At 53.9% G+C, this 24,600-nt stretch carries 26 protein-coding genes; 13 read left to right on the top strand and 13 right to left on the bottom strand.

What is annotated here, in order from left to right; genetic code table 11:
* Positions 1 to 24: 24 nt before the first annotated feature.
* From RHJ31_RS03725 to RHJ31_RS03735, 3 genes are read right to left on the bottom strand one after another with little or no spacing between them, the layout of a single operon-like run.
* The gene (locus tag RHJ31_RS03725) at positions 25 to 1,152 is read right to left on the bottom strand and encodes a DUF4350 domain-containing protein (protein WP_302677406.1); all 1,128 of its coding nucleotides are present in this window, start codon (positions 1,150 to 1,152) and stop codon (positions 25 to 27) included.
* Positions 1,149 to 1,772 (bottom strand): DUF4129 domain-containing protein, encoded by a 624-nt coding sequence (locus tag RHJ31_RS03730; protein WP_302677407.1) that lies wholly within the window; start codon positions 1,770 to 1,772, stop codon positions 1,149 to 1,151. Before RHJ31_RS03730 ends, RHJ31_RS03725 begins: the two co-directional genes overlap by 4 nt.
* A 15-nt stretch (positions 1,773 to 1,787) precedes the next feature.
* Positions 1,788 to 2,642, bottom strand: a complete 855-nt coding sequence (locus RHJ31_RS03735) for a universal stress protein (RefSeq protein ID WP_302677408.1) — start codon at positions 2,640 to 2,642, stop codon at positions 1,788 to 1,790.
* A 278-nt stretch (positions 2,643 to 2,920) separates the two neighbouring features.
* Between RHJ31_RS03735 and RHJ31_RS03740 the strand changes: the two genes are divergently transcribed.
* From RHJ31_RS03740 to RHJ31_RS03750, 3 genes are read left to right on the top strand one after another with little or no spacing between them, the layout of a single operon-like run.
* Positions 2,921 to 3,442, top strand: a complete 522-nt coding sequence (locus RHJ31_RS03740) for a photosystem I assembly protein Ycf3 (protein WP_149819824.1) — start codon at positions 2,921 to 2,923, stop codon at positions 3,440 to 3,442.
* Between the two features lie 10 nt (positions 3,443 to 3,452).
* On the top strand, positions 3,453 to 3,746 hold the full coding sequence (gene gatC, locus RHJ31_RS03745; protein ID WP_302677409.1) for an Asp-tRNA(Asn)/Glu-tRNA(Gln) amidotransferase subunit GatC: 294 nt from the start codon (positions 3,453 to 3,455) through the stop codon (positions 3,744 to 3,746).
* A gap of 11 nt (positions 3,747 to 3,757) precedes the next feature.
* Positions 3,758 to 4,228, top strand: coding sequence for a hypothetical protein (locus RHJ31_RS03750; RefSeq protein WP_302677410.1), 471 nt, complete (start codon positions 3,758 to 3,760; stop codon positions 4,226 to 4,228).
* A 3-nt stretch (positions 4,229 to 4,231) separates the two neighbouring features.
* On the opposite strand, the gene RHJ31_RS03755 is transcribed toward RHJ31_RS03750, so the two are convergent.
* Complete coding sequence (locus RHJ31_RS03755) at positions 4,232 to 5,191, bottom strand: ARPP-1 family domain-containing protein (protein WP_302677411.1); 960 nt, start codon at positions 5,189 to 5,191, stop codon at positions 4,232 to 4,234.
* A gap of 162 nt (positions 5,192 to 5,353) precedes the next feature.
* Between RHJ31_RS03755 and RHJ31_RS03760 the strand changes: the two genes are divergently transcribed.
* Entirely contained in the window at positions 5,354 to 5,953 is a 600-nt protein-coding gene (locus RHJ31_RS03760) for a hypothetical protein (RefSeq protein WP_302677412.1), read from the top strand.
* Here RHJ31_RS03760 and folP read toward each other — a convergent pair.
* The 3 genes from folP to RHJ31_RS03775 are packed head-to-tail and all read right to left on the bottom strand — an operon-like array spanning position 5,950 to position 9,736.
* Entirely contained in the window at positions 5,950 to 6,792 is an 843-nt protein-coding gene (gene folP / locus RHJ31_RS03765) for a dihydropteroate synthase (RefSeq protein ID WP_302677413.1), read from the bottom strand. The two genes, RHJ31_RS03760 and folP, sit on opposite strands and share 4 nt — an antisense overlap.
* Entirely contained in the window at positions 6,789 to 8,222 is a 1,434-nt protein-coding gene (locus RHJ31_RS03770) for an MFS transporter (protein ID WP_302677414.1), read from the bottom strand. Before RHJ31_RS03770 ends, folP begins: the two co-directional genes overlap by 4 nt.
* A gap of 35 nt (positions 8,223 to 8,257) precedes the next feature.
* Positions 8,258 to 9,736: a phosphoglucomutase/phosphomannomutase family protein gene (locus RHJ31_RS03775; protein WP_302677415.1), complete on the bottom strand. Its 1,479-nt coding sequence runs from the start codon at positions 9,734 to 9,736 to the stop codon at positions 8,258 to 8,260.
* A 192-nt stretch (positions 9,737 to 9,928) separates the two neighbouring features.
* Between RHJ31_RS03775 and RHJ31_RS03780 the strand changes: the two genes are divergently transcribed.
* The 5 genes from RHJ31_RS03780 (at position 9,929) to cofG (ending at position 13,343) form a co-directional block, all read left to right on the top strand.
* Positions 9,929 to 10,531, top strand: coding sequence for a superoxide dismutase (locus tag RHJ31_RS03780; RefSeq protein WP_149819807.1), 603 nt, complete (start codon positions 9,929 to 9,931; stop codon positions 10,529 to 10,531).
* A gap of 203 nt (positions 10,532 to 10,734) precedes the next feature.
* Positions 10,735 to 11,727: a CHAD domain-containing protein gene (locus tag RHJ31_RS03785; protein ID WP_206200371.1), complete on the top strand. Its 993-nt coding sequence runs from the start codon at positions 10,735 to 10,737 to the stop codon at positions 11,725 to 11,727.
* Between the two features lie 119 nt (positions 11,728 to 11,846).
* Entirely contained in the window at positions 11,847 to 12,092 is a 246-nt protein-coding gene (locus RHJ31_RS03790) for a ferredoxin-thioredoxin reductase variable chain (RefSeq protein WP_302677416.1), read from the top strand.
* 11 nt (positions 12,093 to 12,103) lie between these two features.
* On the top strand, positions 12,104 to 12,337 hold the full coding sequence (locus RHJ31_RS03795) for a hypothetical protein (protein ID WP_149819801.1): 234 nt from the start codon (positions 12,104 to 12,106) through the stop codon (positions 12,335 to 12,337).
* Between the two features lie 58 nt (positions 12,338 to 12,395).
* A complete protein-coding gene (gene cofG, locus RHJ31_RS03800; protein ID WP_302677417.1) occupies positions 12,396 to 13,343 on the top strand; it encodes a 7,8-didemethyl-8-hydroxy-5-deazariboflavin synthase subunit CofG in 948 nt (315 codons plus the stop codon).
* On the opposite strand, the gene rsmI is transcribed toward cofG, so the two are convergent.
* From rsmI to RHJ31_RS03815, 3 genes are read right to left on the bottom strand one after another with little or no spacing between them, the layout of a single operon-like run.
* The gene (gene rsmI, locus RHJ31_RS03805) at positions 13,324 to 14,169 is read right to left on the bottom strand and encodes a 16S rRNA (cytidine(1402)-2'-O)-methyltransferase (RefSeq protein ID WP_302677418.1); all 846 of its coding nucleotides are present in this window, start codon (positions 14,167 to 14,169) and stop codon (positions 13,324 to 13,326) included. The two genes, cofG and rsmI, sit on opposite strands and share 20 nt — an antisense overlap.
* Positions 14,169 to 14,771 carry a precorrin-6Y C5,15-methyltransferase subunit CbiT gene (cbiT, locus tag RHJ31_RS03810; RefSeq protein WP_302677419.1) on the bottom strand — a complete coding sequence of 201 codons (603 nt, stop codon included), beginning with the start codon at positions 14,769 to 14,771 and terminating at the stop codon, positions 14,169 to 14,171. The genes rsmI and cbiT overlap by 1 nt, the downstream gene beginning before the upstream one ends.
* An 18-nt stretch (positions 14,772 to 14,789) precedes the next feature.
* Positions 14,790 to 15,275 (bottom strand): RNA-binding protein, encoded by a 486-nt coding sequence (locus RHJ31_RS03815; protein WP_302677420.1) that lies wholly within the window; start codon positions 15,273 to 15,275, stop codon positions 14,790 to 14,792.
* Positions 15,276 to 15,616: 341 nt separating this feature from the next.
* Here RHJ31_RS03815 and bchI point away from each other — a divergent pair, with 341 nt between their 5' ends.
* On the top strand, positions 15,617 to 16,684 hold the full coding sequence (gene bchI, locus RHJ31_RS03820; RefSeq protein ID WP_302677786.1) for a magnesium chelatase ATPase subunit I: 1,068 nt from the start codon (positions 15,617 to 15,619) through the stop codon (positions 16,682 to 16,684).
* A gap of 13 nt (positions 16,685 to 16,697) precedes the next feature.
* Here the strand turns inward: bchI and RHJ31_RS03825 are convergent, their stop codons facing one another.
* Both RHJ31_RS03825 and ylqF read right to left on the bottom strand, forming a co-directional pair.
* Positions 16,698 to 18,206: a hypothetical protein gene (locus tag RHJ31_RS03825; protein ID WP_302677421.1), complete on the bottom strand. Its 1,509-nt coding sequence runs from the start codon at positions 18,204 to 18,206 to the stop codon at positions 16,698 to 16,700.
* Entirely contained in the window at positions 18,206 to 19,063 is an 858-nt protein-coding gene (gene ylqF, locus RHJ31_RS03830; protein ID WP_302677422.1) for a ribosome biogenesis GTPase YlqF, read from the bottom strand. The genes RHJ31_RS03825 and ylqF overlap by 1 nt, the downstream gene beginning before the upstream one ends.
* A 413-nt stretch (positions 19,064 to 19,476) precedes the next feature.
* On the opposite strand from ylqF, the gene RHJ31_RS03835 reads away from it, so the two are divergent.
* From RHJ31_RS03835 to RHJ31_RS03845, 3 genes are read left to right on the top strand one after another with little or no spacing between them, the layout of a single operon-like run.
* Positions 19,477 to 20,904: a form I ribulose bisphosphate carboxylase large subunit gene (locus RHJ31_RS03835; protein ID WP_149819787.1), complete on the top strand. Its 1,428-nt coding sequence runs from the start codon at positions 19,477 to 19,479 to the stop codon at positions 20,902 to 20,904.
* Positions 20,905 to 20,957: 53 nt separating this feature from the next.
* On the top strand, positions 20,958 to 21,338 hold the full coding sequence (rcbX, locus tag RHJ31_RS03840) for a RuBisCO chaperone RbcX (protein ID WP_302677423.1): 381 nt from the start codon (positions 20,958 to 20,960) through the stop codon (positions 21,336 to 21,338).
* A 30-nt stretch (positions 21,339 to 21,368) separates the two neighbouring features.
* The gene (locus RHJ31_RS03845; RefSeq protein ID WP_206200361.1) at positions 21,369 to 21,725 is read left to right on the top strand and encodes a ribulose bisphosphate carboxylase small subunit; all 357 of its coding nucleotides are present in this window, start codon (positions 21,369 to 21,371) and stop codon (positions 21,723 to 21,725) included.
* Between the two features lie 134 nt (positions 21,726 to 21,859).
* On the opposite strand, the gene RHJ31_RS03850 is transcribed toward RHJ31_RS03845, so the two are convergent.
* The gene (locus RHJ31_RS03850; protein WP_302677424.1) at positions 21,860 to 24,589 is read right to left on the bottom strand and encodes a valine--tRNA ligase; all 2,730 of its coding nucleotides are present in this window, start codon (positions 24,587 to 24,589) and stop codon (positions 21,860 to 21,862) included.
* Positions 24,590 to 24,600 lie beyond the last annotated feature (11 nt).

Here is a 24,600-nt window from a genome sequence, read left to right on the forward strand (position 1 = left end):
GGCTTGCTGATGGGGTCAATTAGACTAGTCAACCGTTTGCAGAGCCTGCACAACACTGGTGGCCTGCTCTAGCCACCTGAGTAACTGAGAATCGTCGAGGCTGTTGGTCACACTGAAGAGATCTTGCAGGAGTTCGGGCGATCGCCCGGTGGTGCGTTGCCAAGCTTGTAGGAGTTCAGCATCCTTGGGCAGATCGGCAGCAGTGGTTGCAAGGCCTAATTGGTTTGCCAGATCATAGCGGAGACGATCCTGAAGCTGTTTTAGAACAAACGTCCGCTGCTGTGCCCGTTGCAAAACGCCCGCGAGGGCTTCAATGTAGGCGGCACTATTACTGGAGACGGGTTCTTTCTCCAATAAGGGTGGGCCAAAACGTTGACTTTGCTGCCATAGCAAAAAGAGGACCAAGAGGGCAAGTTGCAACCCCACCGCCAACCAAGGGGTACGACTGAAGTAGTCGAAGAGGGTTTGAGGCACTGTCTCCCTGACCACATCCTCTGGGGAGCGTTGGCGATAGCCGTGGAGCCATTCATCAAAGTAAATCGTTGCCCCCGGCGTAACCACGTTCTGCAAAATCTCGGCCACAACGGCAAAGTTCGCAAGGGGGGGGTCACCGCCATAGACATTGGCCACCAGCCAAGGATAGACCCCAAGGATTCGTTGTCCATGGGTCTGGGGACTAGTGGCTTCCCTGAGATAGACAATTGAACCATGATCATCCTTGAGCAGGGGGCGATCGCCCCGCTGACGGGGGACGCGGCGGCGCGTTTCAATCAACACCTTGCCCTGGGGAGTGGAGAGCCGTTTCTCAAAGGGGGCTGCGGTGGGTTCCCCATGCCAGTAAAAGCGCACCAGCGTATTGCCCTGAGCCAGCCACTCCAAAAGAGGGGGTGACCAGCCAATGGGACGACTACTTATTTGAATGAAAACGTGCCCCTCACCCTTGAGGTTGGCATAGTCCCGCTGCCAACGCGCCACTTGGAACCCCTGCTGTTGTAGATACGCATAAAATTTCTGCGTGCCCCAAGGGGAGGGATCAAAGGAGGAGCCAGCGCGTCCACTCGGCGCGATCGCCAGAATCAGGATACCGACTACCAGCAGCACAAGGACAGCGAAAGCGAGGAACACCCCTTGGCGGCGGTTGATCGAGATCATGGTTGGGTCTCCCGCAGGAAGGGTTCCACCTCAAAATAGGCGGCTTGACAGGTGGCTAGGGTTTGGGCATCCACCACTTCGGCGCCATAGTAACTGCGACTGTGAACTTGAAAGAGGTGCTGAATACTCCGCCGCACGGCTGGCGATCGCTCCCCCAGTTGAAAGAGTCGCTCCAATTCCCGTAGATAGTCGCCATTGGTGCAGTGGGGCTGTAGCCGTAGCCAGCCCGCCTCCTGCAGCCGATAGAGCAAGGCCATGTAGAGGGCACGGCAGGCCCCTCGGTAGTCTCTCGCCAATTGTAGGCTTTGGGCCAGTTCTAACCATTCCCGTACGGGTCTGGGGCGCTCCTCAAGGGTAGAAGCCAGTGTTGCTGAGGAGGATCGCGATCGCCGCTGCCACCATCGCCACAGGCTGCGCCCTAGGAAATAGAGGGCGAGTCCAAGGCCAACGAGCAAGACCCCTTGCAAGAACCAGCGTAGCCATGCCTCTAAGGAGGGGGAGTCCTGCCAAAATGGCTCCGTTTGCTGGCGAAAGAGTTGGAGAAAGCTGTACTCAAGGGCTTCACCCAATTGTCGCCACTGGCGATCGCCCTGCCAGTGCAGATCATCGAAAAAGGTCACCGTCGCCAGACCAGACTACGCCTCCGATTGTCGCACAAAGAGCACGGGGCACTCGGCATAGACCCGCACATAGTCAGACAGGGAGGTGCCCAAAAGGCGATCCAAGTCGGGTAAACTGCGAGCGATGGACGGACGCCGATCCGGGGAACCCAGAACGAGGAGATCGGTATTGGTGTCAACCGCAATGCGGCAGATTTCTTCACCGGGCTTGCCGGTGGTCAGGACACACTGGTATTCCACACCCCGCTGCTTGGCCACCGTTGCGGCTTCCGAGAGAATCGGATCTTTTTCAGCAGCCGTGCTAGGGGTATCAGCATGACCCTTGAGGTCGGGATTGACGTGGGCAAGAATGAGTTTGCCCCCCTTGACCCCCTCTATTAGGCGCACGGCTAAGTCCAAGGAGGCCTTGGCTGCAGCAGAATTATTGAGCGCTACCATGATGCGGTTGATTTTCTTCACAAAGAGGTCATCGCGCACCAGCAACATCGGTCGGGAAGACAGTTGAAACACATACTGGCTGACAGAGTTTTCGAGAATGGATTGCAGGCGCTTGAGTCCCCGCGATCCCATGATGATTAAGTCGGCATTGATTTCATCGGCCACGTGCAACACGGTATCTTTGGGATCCCCCTCCCGCAGCATGGTATTGACACTAATGACGGGGTCAAGATGCAGTCGGGCAACGGCTTCCGCTAGGAGTTTGGCACCCGCTTGACGTTGTTCGGCCATCTCCTCGGCAGTAATTTTCGGTGGAATCACGTGCAAAACAGTGACGGCAGCGCGTTGAATCGCTGGCAACTCCATCAGCGACTTGAGCATTTGTTCGGATTGTCCAGTTCCTGAGTCTGCCAATAGAATATTTTCAATCATAAATCTTAAACTCCCAACATCTGGTGAGCATCAGGGCACGGATGGCCACTACAGCCCTTTTCCCAAGGATGGCACACGCTGAAAACAGTCAAAACTGCTGGAGGATAGGATGCTCTCCTTATTCGTACACGCCACATCTCAAGAAAAGGGCTGTATGACGATCTTAGGTCTGGGTTAGGGGCTTCTTGGTGGAACGCTACAAATCTTAGGCATTGGCTAGGGGGCGCTCTTGGGAGTGCTTTTGATACACTAGGCAAGAGACCGTTCAAGGAAGCCCTATGCCGCGATCGCAACGGAACGATAACTTTATTGACAAAACCTTTACGGTCATGGCTGACCTCATTCTCAAGGTCTTGCCCACCAGTTCGCAGTCAAAAACCGCCTTTGCCTATTATCGCGATGGCATGTCTGCCCAAGCGGACGGGGAATATGCTGAGGCACTGGAGAACTACCAAGCAGCCCTAGAACTAGAGGAAGACCCCAACGATCGCAGCTACATTCTCTACAACATTGGCCTGATCCACGCCAGTAACGGCGATCATGAAAAAGCCCTAGAGTATTATCACCAAGCCCTTGAACTCAATCCCCGCATGCCCCAAGCCCTTAATAATATTGCGGTGATCTACCACTACTTGGGCACACAGGCAGAGGAGCAACAGCGCTCCGAGGAGGCTGAACAACTCTTCGATCGCGCCGCAGACTACTGGAAACGGGCGATTCAACTGGCGCCCAATAACTATATCGAGGCGCAAAACTGGCTGAAGACCACAGGTCGCTCCAGCATGGATGTTTATTTCTAAGGGATTACCCATGGCAACAAAAGTTATTACCGCAGAGGATGTGCGCAAGGTGGCTCACTTGGCTCGCCTCGCCCTTGAGGAAAGCGAAATTGAAGCCCTCACCCAGCAATTGGATCGCATTCTCGACTATGTGAATCAACTCAGGGAACTGGATGTCACGGATATTCCACCGACGACCCGTGCGATTGAAGTCAGTAATGTAACCCGTCCCGATGTGTTGGAGCCTTGGCCAAATCGGGAGGATCTACTGGCGATCGCCCCGGATCGCGAGGATGACTTTTTCCGTGTGCCCAAAATTATGTAAGGCATCAGGCTGTGCGGCGGCGTCAATCCCACCATTTACAATTGGACTTATTTCCCTTCCTCTCGATCTTGGCCTGCACCATTGGCACGCTGATCCTGCTAGTGGTGGTGATTAGTGCTAGTAGCCTTGGGCGAGAACGTACCAATGTGCAAATTTTGGCACGGGAAAATGCCCAAAATGACGGGCGTACCCCCCGCTATCTGGAGTGCCGTCGCGAGGGGGTGATCATTCATCCGCGAAAGGTGCTTGTGCGGGCAGCAGATCTGGCCAAACCGACCTCACCACTGGCCATTTTGTTGGCCAATCTCCGCCGTCAGAGCGATCGCGAGTACATTATTATTGCCGTGCGCCCCGATGGCTTTGACTGCTTTGAGGAGGTGCGCTACCAAGCAGAACGGGCGGGGGTGGCTCTCGGCTACGAACCCTTCAATGCGGAATGGGAGTTGTGTGTGCCGGCACCGGGGCGCAGCAATTGTCCCTAGGACTTAAATTTCCCAACCTGACCGCCGGCGTTTGGACTGGGTGATCTCGGTGGGAAAGGCGCTCAAGTGCACCACCCGCTCCTTGGCCACAAGGGCACTACCAATGACTTCGGGATGGGTGAGCCGCACATCCGTGCCTTCGGCCAAGGCCTCAAAGGTTTCAGCCGTTGCAGCCGCCACAGTCGTCAAAAAGGCTTTAGCATCGGCAGTTGTGACTTCTGAACCGTGAGAAAGAGAGGGTTTCAGGGCTTCAAGGCCGTAGCTGCGGCTGAATTTGGGGAGCAGTTTGCCAAAGGTAGCAGGGAAGTCAAAGAGTTCCAAGCCCAAAATTTGACCGTGCACGACGAAAAGCGCACCAATCTGCTGGGCGATCGCCCGAAATGCTTGGACGTACTCATCGAGGGAGTGGGCTTCTTTTTCATAAACATCAGCGAGGGCATCGGTGGTGGACTTGCAAGCAAAGAAAAGCAGATGGTCATCGACATCCGCCCAGATTTCCCCCTGATCAGCACGGCGGCTTCCCCTGCGTTTCAACGACTCTGTAACATGGCGGAGTTTCTTGGCGCGCCCTGTGGCATGGTAGGCGCGATCAGCAGCGGCAAACTCACGGCAGCGGTAGTGCCAGCGACCCCGTTCAACACAGGAAACGGGAATTTTCAGATCAGTGTGGGCGGGCACCAGTACTGTGAGGTTAAGAATACGGTTTTGCTTGGCACCGACGAGTTCTTCCCCATCCACAAGCAGTACCGAGCGATCGCTCCAGTTATGGCACAGGAGTTCAGGCACATGCCCCCCTTCAGACACCTCGGTAATCTTCAGCAGGTTTTGGTTCATTGCTTCCGTCAGCGTCCAATAGTCGGGTTCTGCCGCGATCGGGCGCAGCAGAGGAAACAGCGTCATGCCACCAAAGGTTTGGGGGGTGCTAATTTCAACGGTTTGTAGGAGTTCTTGGAGAAGATTCATGGGATCACCTCGCAAGGGTGTACATCTGGTTATCCATTGCTGTTGTTAGGGATATGCATCCACCCAGAAAATTTGCGATCGCCCCGCCAGACCATCCTAATTAACAGGTGCCTTTGTCCTTAGAAATCGCTTATGCTCAGGGTGAATTCTTGAGAGGTTCCAATGCTCCCAGTCGCGATCGCCTCCCTACTCTTTGGTTTTGCCACCAATATGGATAACTTTAGCGTGGCCGTTAGCTATGGTCTGCGCCGCTATCGTATGAGTTGGCTGGGGAATGCTCTGATTGCGGCTCTTTCGGGTAGCAGTACCTTTTTGGCCATGGGGTTGGGTGGGTGGGTGCAGCAGTATGTGCCGTTGATTTGGGCACAGCGGCTTGGCAGTGGCTTACTGATAGTCATGGGGGCATCGGCACTGGGGGGAGTCTGGCTCAACTTGAATCATCCCTCTAAAACCACAAAGCCGAACTTATTACCAATTCTTGACTATGCCTATGACTTCACGCTCTACCAGTCGCTGCTGTTGGGTTTAGCATTGACCCTGACGAACTTTGCTACAGGGGTAGCTGCGGGTTTGGCACAGTTACCGATCGCTAGTGCTGTAATAGCGAGTACAGTGACCAGTTGGCTGTGCATCGGCAGTGGCTTTTGGTTGGGGCAGCAACTCCGCGAACAAACGCCCTTGCGCTTTGGCCCTTATTTAGAGGGCTTGGCGAGTCTTTTTCTTATAGCGGTGGGTGTCCTCAAGTGGTTTGAGTCTCCCTAGGGCGATCGCCAGAGCACATCGGCCATCCGACACACCTGCACCATGGCCGCCACATCATGGACACGCACCATATCGACCCCTTGGGCAATGGCATGACAGCAGACCGTTGCAGTACCCCAAACTCGGTCTTTAGGATTGGGCAGGTTCAGCACGTCACCAATAAAGCGTTTGCGCGATGGCCCCAGCAGGAGAGGATAGCCAAGGCTGTGAAATTGTCGCAGTTCTCGTAAAAGGGTGAGATTCTGGGGCGTGGTTTTGGCAAAGCCAATACCGGGATCAATCATCAGATGCTCGGGGGGAATGCCGCTGGCGATCGCCCGCTGCGTTTGTTCCTGAAAATAGCGAAGCAAATCACCAATCAAATCCTCGTAGTCTGTTAAGTGCTGCATGGTGGCTGGCGTTCCCCGCCGATGCATGAGGATATAGGGCACCCCCAATGCCGCTACCGTGGCAAACATTTCCGGATCCGCCTGCCCGCCGGAGACATCGTTGACAATATTCGCCCCTGCCTCAACCGCTGCGCGCGCCACCACCGCATGGGTGGTATCAATGGAAATGGGAATCTGCGACTGCTGACGGATGCCCTCAATCACGGGCAACACCCGCGCTAACTCAGCACTAATGGGCACTTCACTGGCGCCCGGACGGGTGGACTCACCGCCGATATCAATGACATCAACCCCTGCCGCCACCATCTCAAAGGCATGGGCAACGGCACTGGCGGGATTAAAAAAGTCACCGCCATCGCTAAAACTGTCAGGGGTGATATTTAAGATCCCCATGATGTAGGTGCGCTCCCCCCAAACAAAAGCGCGATCGCCCACGTACCAGCCCTTCATGCACTAGCCTCTCCTTGCCGTTTAGCGTGCAGCTTTAAGAGAATCTCTTGGTGTACCACTTGCGTAATCGGATAGAGGTAGGCCAAAACAATGCCAATAATGAGAAAAAAAGTCGGCAAAGGTCCAATGGCAATGCGGATTGCCAACAGTGCCGAGGGGGGCTGAACGGGGCGCGGTTCACCGGCAACGCTGGAGAGGTAGCCTGCCCACTGCAAGGCCTGACCGACGAGAAATAACCCCAAGGCAAGACCAATTTTTTGCAGTAGCACCATAAAGGCATAGAAGATCCCCTCCCGCCGCTGGCCACTGTTGAGTTCATCGAGATCAATCACATCGGGAATCATTGACCAAGGGACAAGGTAGGCCGTCGAAACCCCAAACCCCGCCAGAATCGCGCAGATATAGACCAGCGTTGTTTGTCCCGGCTGCAATAAAAACAAGCCAGCTTGGGCAATAATCCACAGTGCCATGCCCATGTAATAGACCGCCTTCTTGCCAATACGCCGACTCACCGCACTCCAAACAAAAAGCATGATCATCGCCGTCGATTGCACCGCCAGCGCCACTTGCGTATATTCAGCGGGGGACATTTGCAACCAATCGCCAATAAAAAAGGGAATCAGTGAGGCAGTAATTTGCACCGCCAGCCAAGAACAGAGGTAAATGCCCATCACGAATAGGAAGGGCCGATTGCTAAAGACCAACCGCAGTTGCGTCTTCAAGGGTAAAGGGCTTTGGCCACTGCTGGGGGTATGCCGTTCAAACTCGCGCACCCGTCCCCGTGTGCCCCAGACACACCAATAGATGGGCAGCACAGATAATACAGCGGCAATGCCCCCCAGGACAATGTACTGAGTTTTGGGTTCCTGAATGACTTGGAAGAGAATTTGCGCCAATAGGAGTGAGCCAATACTGCCGCCAATGGAAAAGGCAAAGCGAAAACTATTCAGACTAGTACGTTCGTTGTAGTCTTCTGTTAGTTCTGGTGTTAGGGCGCTGTAGGGTAGGTTGACTGCGGTGTAAAACGTGTTAAAGAGGAGACCCATGAGAACGTAGTAGCCAAAGAGCAACCCTTGATCCGTCGTTGGTACCCACCAGTTCAAGAAAAAGCAAATGCCAAAGGGAAGGGCTGCTAGGATCATCCAGATGTGGCGGCGTCCCCACTTGCCCACAGGGGTGCGATCGCTGAGGTAGCCGATGATCGGATCATTGATGGCATCCCAGATTTTGCCAATCATCAACACACTGCCTGCCAAGCCCGCATTGAGGCCAGCCACATTGGTCAAGAACACCATCAGGAAAAACACCTGTAAATTGGCAGTGATGGCGGTTCCGAGATCACCGGCGCCAAAGGCAAGTTTTGTCCATAGGGAAAGGGGCGAACGGGCACTGGTGGCAGCGGAATTTGGGCTGGATGGGTCTAGTGGCATGATGCGTTGTCCATTACGATTGTTTTTTTTAACGATTAGCTAGCCACTGCAACTGCCCATTGACTTGCCCATTCTAAAATGCGCTGCACTTCTTCAGGCGTTTTCCCTTGGCAGTAGAGGCGCAGCAGGGGTTCGGTGCCGCTAAAGCGAATCAGTAACCAACCGCCATCAGCTAGATGAAACTTGTAGCCGTCAATGCTCTCCCAGTGGCTCACGGGGCTATCCAAAATCTGGGTGAAGGGATGCGCTGCTAGGATTGCTTCTAGTTGTTGTCGCTGCGCTAAGGACGCGAGGGTGAGATCAACGCGATCGTAGGCACTGTAAAAGTTCGTGGTTACCTGCAACTGTTGATAGTATTCCCCTACGCTCAAGCCAGATGTCACTAGGGCTTGTAGTAGGTACAGTGCTGAGAGTAAGGCATCTCGCTCAGGAAGATGATGGCCATAGCCGATTCCCCCCGATTCTTCACCACCTAAGAGGACAGCTTCCCCTGCCAGCATGCGATCGCCAATGTACTTAAAGCCAATGGGCGTTTCAATCACCGCTAAACCATGGTGGGCGGCCACTCGCGCCACCAGATCAGAACTGCTAATGGATTTGATCACAGCCCCTCGGTAGCTACTGTGTTGTGCCAGATGATCAATCAAGATGGGAATAATTTCTTGGGCAGTGTACAGCACCCCCTTGCCATCAATGACTGCTAGGCGATCGGCATCACCATCAAAGACGAAACACACTGTTGGGGTGGCACTGTGTTGTTGCCGCAGTTGCTCTTGGGTTGCAGTTAAATAACGGCCAATGGGTTCAGGAGCACCTCCCCCAAAGAGGGGATCGCGATCGCGCCGAAACTCTGGTATGGCTAAATCCAACAAGCGCCCTAGCCCTCCTGCGGCCACCCCATGCATAACATCGGCACAGACTTGCAGCTTACCGCTGGCGATCGCCTCACGAATGGGTCTTGGATCAACATGAGTGCGCAAGGCCGCACAATAGCTGGGCCACGGATCAAAGGCTTGATAGTCTGTTTTGGCCTCACCCACGGGTGGCGGCTCTCCCTGAGCTAACTGCGCTTCAATGGCTTGGGTGACGGTCGTGGGTACGGAGCCACCAAAGGCGCCTTTCACCTTGAGTCCTGCATAGATGGCGGGATTGTGACTTGCCGTCATTACCAAGCCGCCAATGGCTCCCTCTGCTTTGACGGCCCAACTAAAGGCGGGGGTCGGTGCCGCACAATTTGAAAGCCACACCTCATAGCCTTGGCTCGCCAGTAATTGGGCAACGGCTGCGGCAAACTGTTCCGCTAAAAACCGGCGATCGTAGCCCACAATGATCCGAGGCGTTGTGCCCTTGCCATAGGTTTGATGGAGCACTGCCGCCGCTGCCTTGGCTGCCCGCAGCAAACGGTTAAAAGTAAACTCAGCGCCAATGATGCCGCGCCAGCCATCGGTACCAAAGCGAATCGGGGCATCCTCAGGAATCAAAACCTGATCTAGGCGAAGGACAGAAGCAACCATAGAACCCAAGACCCAAGAACCCCTCTGAACATATCATGCTGCGAGACAGCTCTTTTCTGAAGCGGAAAGGAGGATGATATAATTATTGCGAATTGTTAATTAGGCGATGGGCACTGCTGCTAGGTGCCTTTTGGCGATGACTGATCTCTAGTAGCCTAAACCTGCATCACCTTTAGAGAGGTATTGAGCACTATGGCATTTGTACAAGAACCCCTTCCCTTTGATCCGGGTGCCCTTGAACCCTATGGGATGTCTGCGAAAACCTTTGAATTTCACTATGGCAAGCACCATAAAGCCTACGTGGACAACCTCAATAAACTGACTCAAGATACGGAACTCGCTGACAAATCCCTTGAAGATGTCATTCGCATGACCTATGGCGATGCTGCCAAGGTGGGCATCTTCAACAATGCGGCTCAAGTGTGGAATCACACCTTCTTCTGGAATAGCCTCAAGCCCGGTGGCGGTGGCGCTCCTACGGGTGATGTGGCCGCCCGGATCAACAGTGCCTTTGGTAGCTACGACGAGTTCAAGTCCCAGTTCAAAAATGCAGCGGCGACCCAATTTGGTAGCGGTTGGGCATGGCTGGTGCTCGAAGCGGGTACGCTGAAAGTGACCAAAACCCCCAATGCCGAAAACCCCTTGGTTCACGGTCAAGTGCCCCTCCTGACGATTGATGTTTGGGAGCACGCCTACTATCTCGACTACCAAAACCGCCGTCCAGACTTCATTGATAACTTCCTCAACCAACTGGTGAACTGGGACTTTGTTGCTAAAAATCTAGCGGCTGCCTAAGTTTCCCAATTTTTTGTTCCGCTCTTACTGAATGACTTCACTGATTTCACTGATCCCCGTTCTGATCGAGCGGGGCTTTTTTTGCTGAGCCATGATTCAGCCACAACTATGGTTAAGTTAAAATTAAGATAAAAGTAACCTTGGTTAATAAACGTTAATTTAATAGTGGTATTCCTTTGGGCGTTGAGCAGGGAGGGGGTCTTATGGAAACCCTAGGGCATATCGCGTACGCCGCTTTTGAAAAGTACTACCGCAAAATTAGCAAACACGAGCCGGGGGTGATTCGCGATCGCGATGTTGAGGCAATTCACCAGATGCGGGTGGGCTTGCGCCGCCTGCGAACGGCTCTGGAGGTCTTTTGTAATACCGTACGTTTGCCCAAGGGAGTCTCCATTCAGCGAGTACGGGCGATCGCCGGCAGTCTCAGTCCCGTACGGGATTTGGATGTGATGATGCTGGCGCTCAAGGAGCAGTATTACCCTCACCTACCTCGCCCTGAGCAACAACAACTGGCAAAACTGATCAAAAAACTCGAAAAGCAACGGACAGAACTGCTACAAAAAGCCCTTCAATTGCTGCGCAGCGATCGCTATCGCAAATTGCAACAGGGGCTAGAAGAATGGCTAGCTGCCCCTCAATATCGTGAGATTGCTAACTTACCCACAGAACTGATTGCCCCAGATATTTTGTTGCCCTTGGTGTGTCAACTGTTGCTGCATCCGGGGTGGCAAGTGGCCATTGAATGGCAGGGCGATCGCCCCCTTTTCCTTGCGGTGAGTAACCCGCCCCAGTGGCTGCAAACAGCGGGTGAAGATCTCCACGATCTACGCAAGCAAACCAAGCGGGTACGCTACCAAATGGAACTCTTTAGCAGTGTCTATGGAGACACCTTCACTGAACAGGTAGATGCCTTTGCTCAGTTGCAAGAACTCCTAGGCACACTTCACGATGGCGTTGTCCTCCATGACTTTTTCCGTACCCAACTTGGACTCAATCTTCGCCAAGCCTCTCCTTGCCTCGCAGAAATGATTGCCCTTGAGCAAACACGCCAGTGGCAAACTTGGCGCTCCGTCCAGCAGGAATACCTCAGCCCCGAAAAACGCCATCAAGTGCGCTCTCTACTCCTCATGCCACCAATGACAATAAGCGCCAATGGCAACTCCCTCGGTCATCCGATGATCTCCTCTGCCAACTGACAGAGGTCGGGCGGCAATGGTAACAATTGATGTTCAATTGTCCTAGGGCGATCGCCCTTGCCGATCCGTATGCGACGATAAAAATAAAACCCTTGCCGGTTCAGGAGAACAACAAGCAAATGAGCGTTGTAGAGCAACCAACCCTAAGTGTAGGCCTGCGGGTACGCGTTAAGACCCCTACCATCGTCTATCACCACCCTGATCACCGCAATCAGCCCTTTGACATTCAAGGAATGGAAGGAGAGATTTTCGCCATTCTCAGCGACTGGCAGGGCCGTCCCATTAGTCCCAACTACCCGATTCAGGTGCGGTTTAGTCCCAAGTTCATTGCTCATTTGCACCCCGACGAGCTGGAAGTGATTTAGGTACGCTCTATATGCCTCCCCGTTGGCCCCGTAAGCCCGATCGCCGTGATCCGAGCTATCGCCGTTTGGACGATCGCATGAATTTTGCGGTTCATGTTGCTCTTTTTGCTGCTTTTAACTCTGGTGGCTGGTTTTGGCATCAGGTGCAACCCACGGCAGTACCCTTTATGCCAACGGTAACGCTGGTGTGGTTAACGTTATTGGCAGGCCATGCCCTCTACGTGTTCGCGATCGCCCGTTATTGAGAAATTATCTCCTTGAACGCAGTGGTGCTGAGATAAGAGCACTTTTTCGTGAGTCTCCATGAGCGATCGCACCATCACCTATAGTCCAGCTTTTACTCTTGTACCGACGTACGAGTGTTTTAATCGCTGTACCTACTGCAACTTCCGTCAGGATATTGGCACGAGTGGTTGGTTGAGTTTAGAGGCGGCGGCTCAACAGTTGGCAGGGCTTGACCCCCAACAGGTGCGAGAAATTTTGATTCTCAGTGGCGAAGTTGCCCCCAACAGTCCCCAGCGTTCCCAATGGTTAGAGCGTCTCTATGATCTAGCCGCCTTAGCCTTGGATCAGGGATTTCTGCCCCATACCAATGCGGGTCCCCTCAATCGAGCAGAAATGGCCGCTCTCAAGGCGGTGAATGTCTCGATGGGACTGATGCTAGAGCAATTAACACCGAAGTTGTTGCAAAGCGTCCATCGCCATGCCCCTAGCAAGGATCCGCAACTGCGTTTACACCAACTGGAACAGGCCGGGGAACTGGGTATTCCCTTCACTACGGGCTTGCTCTTGGGCATTGGTGAAGAGCCGCAGGATTGGGCAGAAACGCTCACGGCCATTGCTGAGTGTCATCGGCGGTGGGGACATATTCAGGAGGTGATTTTGCAGCCCCACAGTCCCGGCCAGCAACAGGAAGCAGCGTTGCCCCCCTTTGATCTGAGGCAATTACCGAACGTGGTACACTGGGCGCGATCGCTCTTGCCTGAAGACATCACGATTCAAATTCCTGCGAATCTCGTCACAGATCCAGAGGTCTTTCGGGCGTGCCTAAACGCAGGCGCTCGCGATTTGGGGGGCATCGTTCCCTTGGATCATGTCAATCCAGACTATCCCCATACCGATGTGACAGCCCTAAGGGAACAATTACAGGCGTGGGGATGGGAATTAGTGCCACGACTCCCCGTCTATCCCCAGTTTGTGGATGGGTTGCCGCCGCCATTGAGGGGGAAAGTCAAGGGGATGCCTGTTTGAGCTGGAGTCCCAGTTGATAGATGTCGCGCCGCGAAAGCCCTGTGAGATCTGCCAGTTGACGGCTGGCTTGGGTAAGGGAAAGGCCTTGGCTGAGAAGTGTCGCTAACTCGTCCGCGAGATGATGGGGATTCACGGCCACAGAGTGTTCAGGGGCACCGCCTAAAACCAGTGTGTATTCGCCGCGGGGGGAATGCTCCTGTAGATAAGTGCAGGCAGTACCGAGGGTACCCCGCCAAAAGTCTTCATGGCGCTTGGTGAGTTCACGGGCGAGGACGAGGGGGCGATCGCTCCCCAAGATTTGACGTAACTCTGTTACCGTTTGCAGCAAGCGATGGGGGGCTTCGTAGAGAAGAATTGTGCGCGTTTCCTGTTGCAGTGCTGCTAATCGCTGCTGGCGATCGCGCCCCTTGGGAGGCAAAAACCCTTCAAAACAAAAGCGATCCATGGGTAAGCCAGCAGCCATCAAGGCTGTTAAGGCAGCATTCGCGCCGGGAATCGGTGTGACCGGAATGGCTGCGGCAATACAGGCCGTGATCAGTTCATAACCGGGATCCGACACCCCCGGTAACCCTGCATCGCTAACCAAGGCAATCTGTTGACCCGCCTCTAGGCGCTGAAGCAGTTGGGGCACGCGCTGTTGGGTATTGTGCTCATGGAGACTGATTTGGGGTGTGGTAATGCCAAAATGCTGTAACAGGCGGCCGGTGTGGCGTGTATCCTCCGCAGCAATGAGATCCACCGCCTTGAGAATGCGCAGGGCACGAGCGCTTATATCCTCAAGATTGCCAATGGGGGTACCCACCACCCACAGTTGCCCGCTGCCCATTAGGAAATTTTCTCGCCACTGAGAATAAAGATCGGTTCCACTGCTGCAAAAATTTGGTGGCCGCCCCGCGTTTCTAGGCGATTGATGACCGATTGCACCACCTCTAGGCTGCGGGCTTGGACTGTCGCAAAGCCTTCAGAGAGAGCATAGAGATTTTCTAAACTGCTGGCGATCGCCACCAAGCGACCACCGGGCGCAAGATACTCCCACGCTTGCAGCAAAACTTCCTTAATCGGGCGCCCCCCCTCGAGACAAATCCGCTGCGGTGTGCGACGTAACTGGGGAAAGCAGTCTGGAGCCGAACCGGCAACAATCTGCACATTCTTGACGCCAAAGCGATCGCAATTGCGCTGGATCAGATCAACCACTTCCTCATCCCGTTCAATGGCAATCACCTGTCCCCGCTTCGCCAAGCGTGCTGCCTCAACAGCGATCGTACCCGTGCCCGCGCCCACATCCCAAAGACAAGAGTCCGGCTCAAGCCGCAAATAGGAAAGCATCAATAATCGCGTTTCCCGTTGGGTGAGGGGAATACCTGGTAAGCGCTCAAAGAGATCATCGGGGATACCCGAGGTCACAAATGGCCAGGGATCCGCCGTCATAGAAACTACCTAAAACCTTTAAGCGTTGCTGCTTTGGGCAAGGAGCCGTTCCTTAAGCTGTGCTAAGGCATCTGCCCAGCGGGGATCCGGTTGAGCCGCCTCGGTATCCATGGAGCTATATTCAGCCGGCGCCGAATTGGCTTGGGTACGCCGCCCATTGTTTTTATTGTTTTTGCGATTATTGCGGTTGCTGGGAGTGGGTTTTTCGGCCACTGTTTCTTCTTTTTCCTTATTTTCCTTAGCTTCAGATTTGGGCTTGTCGTTGGCCTTCTCAATCTTGAGGGGATTGTCCTTAAAGGTGTAGCCGTTGAGTTTCTCAATCACCTGATCCGCCACTTCCTCGGATTCAACGGTGACAAAGCCGAAACCGCGGCACTTACCAGTCTTGCGATCGGTAATCAGTTTGGTAGTGCCTACTTCGCCCACTTCTTGGTTAAATAGGGCTTCTAGCTCTTCGCGGCTCAGTTCACGCGGCAGATTGCCCACATATAAACGCACGGACATAAAGAAACCTCCCTTAAGCAGCTTAAAAACAACACGATTCAAAAATGGACAGTCGGGCGTGAGAAACCGCTCGCAACTGAGGCCTACGTTCCCCAAGGGTACGCAAAGCCCCTGCCTTGATTAGTGGTGTAAAATAACTGGATGGGTTCACAGCGATTGTTGCTAATTGAGAACCTGCATGGATGTAATGGAGCAAAAGCAATGAGAGCGCTTAGCTCCTTAATTGTTCCTACTTAGGGTATCACAGTTCCTCCACCTAGGGCTAGGATTTTGCGGAAAAATTTTGCTGTGGCAGCGCAAGCGCAATGTGGCACAATAATCAATGCTGTTTTTGCGATGTGATGCCTGTGACTGCGACTGCTGTCCCTCGTCGGCCTGTTTTTCCCTTTGCGGCAATTGTCGGTCAGGACGAAATGAAACTGTCATTGTTGCTCAATGTCATTGACCCCAAAATTGGTGGGGTGATGATTATGGGCGATCGCGGCACGGGCAAATCAACCACCATTCGCGCCCTCGCGGATCTGCTGCCGGAAATCGAAGTGGTGGCCGATGACCCCTTCAACAGTCATCCTAGCGATCCGGATTTGATGAGTGACGCGGTCAAGGTGGCGGTGGCGGCGGGGGAACCCATTCACACCATCAAGAAAAAAGTGCCGATGGTGGATCTGCCCTTGGGGGCAACCGAGGATCGGGTCTGCGGCACCATTGATATTGAAAAAGCCCTAGCGGAGGGGGTCAAAGCCTTTGAGCCGGGACTCTTGGCCAAGGCCAATCGCGGCATTCTCTATGTGGATGAGGTGAACCTGCTCGACGACCATTTGGTGGATGTGCTGCTGGATGCGGCGGCCTCTGGCTGGAACACGGTTGAGCGCGAAGGCATCTCCATCCGCCACCCCGCCCGATTTGTCCTAGTGGGCTCTGGTAACCCAGAGGAGGGGGAACTGCGGCCGCAACTGCTGGATCGCTTTGGCATGCACGCCGAGATTCGCACCGTTAAGGATGCAACCCTGCGGGTAGAAATTGTTGAGCAGCGATCGCAATTTGATCAAAACCCCGAAGCCTTTTTAGCCAAATACCAAGCCCAACAGGAGGCACTGCAGGCCAAGCTAGTTGCTGCCCAAGCCCTCTTGCCGAGTGTCACAATTGACTACGAACTGCGGGTGAAAATTTCCCAAGTGTGCGCCGAGCTAGATGTGGATGGCCTGCGGGGAGACATTGTCACCAACCGCGCTGCCAAGGCCTTGGCCGCCTTTGAGGGACGCACGGATGTTACCGTCGAGGATATTTCACGAGTGATTGTCCTGTGTCTGCGGCACCGCTTGCGCAAAGATCCCCTAGAGTCAATTGACTCCGGCTACAAGGTGGGCAAAGTCTTCCAAGAGGTCTTTGGCGTGGAGATTGCTGCTTAGGCTGGGATTGGGATTACTTCAGTTGCTCTAGTCCCCACTCGTAGAGCGATCGCGCCACCCCTTTTTCTGGCATTTGTTCTTGATTGAGAACTTGGCAAAGGACATTTAACAGCCCTTGATGAATTTCTGCTGGGGATGTCTCTGGGGAAACACCGGCCAACTGAGTCAACTCTTTACGGCCGATCGCTCGATTGCGGTGAACCACACTATTGCGATATTCATTCACTTTTTCCAGTTTTTTGGCAAAGGGATCAGTGAGCGATCGCTGCTCCGCTTTTGCCCAGGCTCGCCACAGCACCCCCAATGTCGGATCACGATAGTTGCCCTCCTGCAAGAATTCCTCACCTAAGTGCCCCTGCGTGCGCCAATCTTCCTGTTCGCATCGCCAAAACAGGAGCCGTTCAAGCATCTGGGCAAATTGCATAAAGGCGAGGGTATAGTTCGCCTGCTGCAAGCTCAGATCAATCAATAGCTCAAATTCCCAAATTTTCAAGAACTTGCTGGTGGCCGTTTCACTATTGGGACAGCGAGTGACCGTCGCCTCGCGCCACTCCTGCCGTTGATCTTTGCGAGCCACTGCTCTCGTAGACCCTTGATCCAGCCAGCGTTCCCCCTGAATTCCCTTGAGAAAATCTTGAATACTCCAGTTTGTTGCTAAGGCAAGGCGATCGGCCAACTGATAGAGCGCTTCATGGCGATCGCGATGGGCTTCAAGGAGTACCTTTGCGGCAGCAAAGTCGCCCCGTTTCCATGCTGTGGCAATCCGCTGGCGTTCCAGTGGCCAAAAGACCTCACCTAAAGACACCTCTTCAAGAGATTCAGCACTGCGAGCAGACTGATTGCTTGGATCAAAGAACGGTTTTGGCTCTGTCGGGATAATTTTCCTAACGGGATACTGACGCATGAGAACTGCCGCAATCATGTTCAAAGCATCTGCCATTTGAGGGACAGACCCCTTTGTTTGAATTTGCAACTGCCAATTGCCAGCCGCGTTCTCTGGCAGACGCTTAATATATTGCTCTAACTGCTTTTCCGTGAAGTCCCACAGGGCTTGCCTCTGATTCACATCAACCGGACAGTTCCAAACCGTGACGTTGAGGTGGGGATAGCGCTGCCGAATCGCCCCTGCCATCAACTGCGCCAACCAGCAAGTATCCATGGCGTAAAATTGCCAGCCGACCGACTCTGGCTGATCTGTTCCCCAGAGAATCACCTCCGCAGGTTCCGTTGGCGTGGCATAGTGTTCCACCAAGATTTGCTCATCAAGAAGCAGCACCAGCTGCGAGAAATCGCTCTTTGCCTTACAGTAGCGATACACAATCTCACTCAAATAGCGCAGACTGTGGCGGTACTTTTTCTCAGGATCATGGAAATCTCGCTTAATGCCAAATTCCTGATACAGTTCATCAAGATGAGGTGGCTCTTTGCGACTGCCATCGGCTCCAAAACTGCGAATAATGCCATCGCGGCAGCGCCAGCCGACTTGCCGGTTCCCGACAGTAATAATCAGTGTTTTCATCATTATGCTACGCCCTTGCTTTCATTTTGAGGGGGATGCTCAAGGGCGATCGCCCCCAAGTAACCGCGGCGATAGTCTTGCAACAGTTGTCGGGCTGCCCGTTCTAAGTCCCCATGGTAGCGGCGAGTGGCAAGGTCGTAAAGATAGGTTTCACCCGTGTCGGTGACGGCTAAACCGTAGCGATCGCTGAGGCGATCGGCGTGTCCCAACTGGTGCAGTAGCTCAACAAGAATCGGCGCCACCCGACAAGGATCATAGGCAGCTTGGCCAATGTCATCACAAATGGCCAGTTTTACCGCCGCCTCTTGATTCTTAAAATTCATCGGCAAGACCCCGGGGGCATCCAAAAGTTCCAAGGTGGGAGACAAACGTACCCAGCGCAGTTGCCGGGTTACCCCCGGCCGAGCGGCACTCTCGACCACCCGCTGCTGCAAAAGGCGATTAATCAGTGCTGACTTGCCCACATTGGGAAACCCCAGAACCACAGCCCGTACGGCTCTTACTTGCATGCCCCGCTGTTGACGGCGTTGATTCATGGCGGCACCCGCCTGAACCGCTGCCTGTTGGAGGCGGCGAATGCCTTCCCCCCGCTGGGCATTGGTAAAAAAGACGGTTTCTCCTTGGGTCTCAAACCATGTCAGCCACTGCTGGCGATCGCGATCGCTAATCCTGTCCATGCCATTGAGCACTAAGAGGCGGTGCTTGCCACTGGCCCACTGACGAATTTGGGGATGACAACTGGCCAGGGGAATCCGTGCATCCCGCACTTCCAAGATCACATCCACCTGTTTCAGTTGTTCCTTGAGGGCGCGTTCTGCCTTGGCAATGTGGCCGGGATACCATTGAATGATCGGACTCATAGAAATTCCACCCCCTTTTTTGCAAAAACAATAGAGCGATCGCCCCCCATGAATGCCATTCAATTGATTTCAGATAATCCTCAATCGTTTTTGAATAGACAGAGCACTATAGTTGTGCGCCTCTGATTAGAAACCTATAAACAACTCTAAAGATTGATAACCCAAACCTATAGAATAATTAAGAATCTCCAAAGCAAAAGTTATTGCATTGGGTATCAACTAAGCTGATGCTTAAGCATAAGACCTACGACGATATCACAGGCTTGCGGATGGTTGCATCATCTCGCTGAGTTTTGCATTGCTCAATTTTGCCCCATTTTGGGGGAATCGTAGCGTTCACACTACCCATTGCAAAGGTTGCCCGTAGAGATTGCTCTATTCGGCACAGTCACTGTTAAAGAGGAAAAACGTCTATGGCCTATACGCAATCCAAATCCCAGAAAGCTGGGTATCAGGCAGGGGTAAAAGACTACCGCCTGACCTATTACACCCCTGATTACACCCCCAAAGATACCGATATTCTAGCGGCCTTTCGTGTGACCCCGCAGCCGGGCGTGCCCTTTGAGGAAGCTGCCGCCGCCGTTGCCGCAGAATCCTCGACAGGGACATGGACCACCGTGTGGACCGACCTGCTGACCGACTTGGATCGCTACAAAGGTCGCTGCTACGACATCGAACCCCTGCCGGGTGAAGATAATCAGTTCATCGCCTACATTGCCTACCCGCTGGATCTCTTTGAAGAAGGATCCGTCACCAACATGCTGACCTCCATTGTGGGGAACGTGTTTGGTTTCAAAGCCCTCAAAGCGCTGCGTCTAGAAGACCTGCGGATTCCGGTGGCTTACCTGAAAACCTTCCAAGGCCCCCCCCACGGGATTCAAGTGGAGCGCGACAAATTGAATAAATATGGTCGTCCCCTCTTGGGCTGCACGATCAAGCCGAAACTGGGTCTGTCGGCGAAAAACTATGGCCGTGCCGTTTATGAATGTCTGCGCGGTGGTCTGGACTTCACCAAAGATGACGAAAACATCAACTCCCAGCCCTTCCAACGCTGGCGCGATCGCTTCCTCTTCGTTGCCGATGCCATTCACAAAGCCCAGGCCGAAACTGGCGAAATCAAAGGCCACTATCTCAACGTAACCGCTCCCACTTGCGAGGAAATGCTGAAGCGGGCAGAGTTTGCCAAAGAACTGGAAATGCCCATCATCATGCATGACTTCCTGACCGCGGGGTTCACTGCCAACACTACCTTGGCCAAATGGTGCCGTGACAATGGCATGCTACTGCACATTCACCGCGCTATGCACGCTGTGATTGACCGTCAGAAAAACCACGGCATCCACTTCCGGGTCTTGGCCAAGTGCTTGCGGATGTCTGGTGGTGACCACATCCACACCGGTACCGTTGTCGGTAAGCTGGAAGGGGATAAAGCCATCACCCTTGGTTTTATCGATCTGTTGCGGGAAAACTACATTGAGCAGGATCGCTCTCGTGGCATTTACTTCACCCAAGACTGGGCCTCGATGCCAGGAGTGATGGCGGTGGCTTCTGGTGGCATTCACGTCTGGCACATGCCCGCACTGGTGGACATTTTTGGTGATGATTCTGTGCTGCAATTTGGGGGCGGCACACTTGGTCACCCGTGGGGAAATGCACCGGGGGCAACTGCGAACCGGGTCGCCCTTGAAGCCTGCATCCAAGCCCGCAACGAAGGTCGTGACCTGATGCGCGAAGGCAGCGACATCATCCGCGAAGCCGCTCGCTGGAGTCCAGAACTGGCTGCTGCCTGCGAACTCTGGAAAGAAATCAAGTTCGAGTTTGAAGCGCAAGACACGATCTAGGTGGTGCAGTTGGGGTTCAATCGGAGCTACGGCAACGATTTCCCCGTAGGTCTATGGATGTCAAGCACATTGCGAAGCAAACCACCAAAACCCTGATGAGTTATCTCACCTATCAGGCCGTGCGAACCGTGATTGGGCAACTGGCCGAAACCGATCCACCGCGATCGCTCTGGCTACACCAGTTCACGAGTCAAGAAAGTATCCAAGATGGTGAACGCTACTTGGAAGCCCTCTTTCGCGAACAGCCCGATCTCGGTTTTCGCATCCTCACGGTACGCGAACATCTCGCGGAAATGGTGGCGGACTATCTACCAGAAATGTTACGTGCGGGCATCCAGCAGGCCAACTTGCAACAACGCTGTCAACAACTGGAGCGGATGACCCAAGTGTCGGAAGCCAATGTTGAGAGCAGCCATCCAGAAACTCCTGAATAATTTGTTGACTGTGAACCAATTGAGGAACCTATGAAAACACTGCCCAAAGAGCGTCGTTACGAAACTTTCTCCTACCTGCCTCCCCTCAGTGATGCCCAAATTATGCGGCAAATCCAGTACGCGATTGATCAGGGTTACCACCCCTGCGTAGAGTTCAACGAAACCTCTGATGCTGAGATTCACTACTGGACGATGTGGAAGCTGCCCCTGTTTAACTGCACCAATGCCCAAGAGGTGCTCAACGAGGTGCAGCAGTGCCGCTCGGAGTATCCTAACTGCTTTATCCGGGTGGTGGCCTTTGACAATATCAAGCAGTGCCAAGTGATGGGCTTTATTGTCTACAAGCCCAATCAGGCCAACAGCGGCTACGGCGGCTATCGCTATTGAGGCTGAGATTTTCTCAGTCCATTTTAGGGGGGGGAAACACCCCCCTATTTTTTATTGCACGTTAATGAGGCGAGCGATCACACAAGTAGGCTTCAACTGCTTGCGGTGCTGTTTTCTACTGATCAGGATTGGGTTTAGGCATCGGCACTTAGCGACTGGAGTCGGCGCTGAATAATCGCGAGTTGCTGTTGGGCAGCGGTCAGTTGCGCCTGAGCCGTAGCCACCACCTCTGGTTGGGCTTTGTTAACAAAATTGGGGTTGTTGAGGCGAGCCGTTAAAGATTGAATGTCTTTGGTCAGGCGATCGCCCTCCTGCTGGAGTTTGGCCACCAAGGCTGCCACATCCACGACCCCCGCTAGGGGAATGAGCACCTCGCTTTTGCCAACCACACCACTAAACACCTGCTGCGGAATTTGCAGGTCGGTGCCAATGGTTAACGACTCAAGGCGCGCTAGGTGTTGAATATCTGCCGCCCCAGCCTCAAAGATCGGTGCTTCCTCAGCACTGGCCTCAATCAAGGCCGTAATATACAATCCCGGCTTAATCCCTGCCTCTGCCCGCAGATTGCGAAGGGTGCGGATGGTTTCAATCAAAAGGCTAAATTGGGCTTCAAGGTCAGGGTCAATGGCGCGGCGATTCACTTTCGGGTAGGGTTGTACCGCTAAAACTTCACTGTCTCCCACCTGATGCAGCGTGTGCCAAATTTCCTCGGTGATGTGGGGCATGAAAGGATGGAGCAGCTTCAGGATACCATCGAGAACCGTGGCTAGCACCTGTTGCGCCGTGCGCTTAGCTTTGGCGTTTTCCCCTTGCAAACGGGGTTTCACCAGTTCAATGTACCAGTCGCAAAAATCCCCCCAGATGAATTCGTAGAGTCCCTTAGCCGCCTCCCCAAGGCCATAGCTTTCAATGCGTTCGCGGGTGGTTTGAATGGCCGTGTGGTAGCGACTGAGAATCCAGCGATCGCTGGCCGCCAAGTCCCGCCGCTGTGGTGTCCCCAACTGGCTGGGGGTTTGTCCCTCTAGATTCAGCAACACAAAGCGAGAGGCATTCCAGAGCTTGTTGGCAAAGTTGCGAGCCGCCTCGACGGTTGCCGATTCATCGGTTTTGCGGTTGTAGGCCAAGCGAATATCCTGACCGGCGCCCACCACTTCCTTGACCAAGCTATAGCGCAGCGCATCAGTACCGTATTTTTCAATTAAGATCAGCGGGTCAATGCCATTGTTGGCAGACTTGGACATTTTCTTGTTGTTTTCATCCCGCACCAAGCCGTGGATATAGACATCGCGGAAGGGGATTTTACCCGTGAAGTACTGCCCCATCATAGTCATCCGCGCCACCCAGAAAAAGATGATGTCAAACCCGGTCACAAGGGTGGTGTTGGGGTAATAGCAGCGATAGTCTGGCGTATCATCGGGCCAGCCGAGGGTAGAAAAGGGCCATAGACCAGAGGAAAACCACGTATCCAGTACGTCCTGATCCTGCTGGAGCTGAATCTCCTTGCCAAATTGGGCGATCGCCTTGGCGCGGGCAGCGGCCTCATCCATGGCCACCACAAAGGGCGTGTCATCGCGCACTTCGCCTTCGGTTTCACTGACCACATACCAAGCGGGAATTTGATGTCCCCACCACAGTTGCCGTGAAATACACCAATCCCGTAAGTTCACCAGCCAATCGCGATAGACCTTTGCCCAGCGATCGGGGATAAAGCGGGGGGAGTGCTTTTTATCCAGTGCCTTGAGGGTGGCATCCGCGAGGGGACGAATTTTCACAAACCATTGAGTAGAGAGGAGCGGTTCAATGGGGACTTTGCCGCGATCGCTATAGGGAACGGTGTGTTTATAGTCCTCCACCCGTACCAAAAAGCCCTCTGCCTCTAGGCGAGCCACCACCTGTTTACGCGCCACAAAGCGATCCAGACCTGCAAACTCGCCAGCATTCTCATTGAGGGTGCCATCCTTATTCATCAGGTTAATCATGGGTAGGTGATGGCGTTGCCCCATGACAAAATCATTGGGATCGTGGGCTGGGGTGACTTTCACACAGCCGGTGCCAAAGGTCGGATCTACTAAGGGATCGCCAATAATGGGAATTTCCCGATTCATCAGGGGAAGCCGCAGCGTTTTGCCAATCAAATGGCGATAGCGATCGTCCTCAGGGTGAACCGCCACCGCTGTATCTCCCAGCATCGTTTCTGGCCGGGTCGTCGCCACCTCCAAATATCCTGAGCCATCCGTCAGCGGATAGCGAAAATGCCAGAGATGCCCCTGTACTTCACGGTTTTCCACTTCTAAATCCGAGACTGCCGATTGACTGGCGGGGCACCAGTTCACCAAATACTTACCGCGATAGATCAGCCCTGCTTCATAGAGGCGATTAAAGGCGGTCAGCACCGCCCGCGACAACCCCTCGTCCATGGTGAAGCGTTCGCGCGACCAATCCACCGACAGTCCCAAGCGACGAATTTGGCCGACAATCGTATTGCCCGATGACTCCTTCCACGCCCAAGCCCGCTGGAGATAGGCCTCTCGTCCCAAGGCAAAGCGGTTGGTGCCCTCCGCGTGCAACTGTTGATCCAAAATCGTGCTAACAGCAATACTGGCATGGTCTGTCCCCGGCAGCCAGAGGACGTTGCGACCAATCATGCGGTGATAGCGAATCAGCACATCAATCAGGGCGTGCTCAAAGGCGTGACCCATGTGCAAACTGCCGGTGACATTCGGAGGCGGAATGACAATGCAATAGGGCTTGCCAGGGTGGTTGGGATCGGCGTGAAAGACACCACTGCTTTCCCAAAGCTGTTGCCATTTGGCCTCGGTTTGCTTGGGATCGTATTGACTGGGGAGGGTAATCGCGTCGGTCATGGGTTGCTGCA

Origin of the sequence: Thermosynechococcus sp. JY1331, assembly GCF_031583475.1 — a bacterium.
In the GTDB taxonomy this organism is placed as follows: domain Bacteria; phylum Cyanobacteriota; class Cyanobacteriia; order Thermosynechococcales; family Thermosynechococcaceae; genus Thermosynechococcus.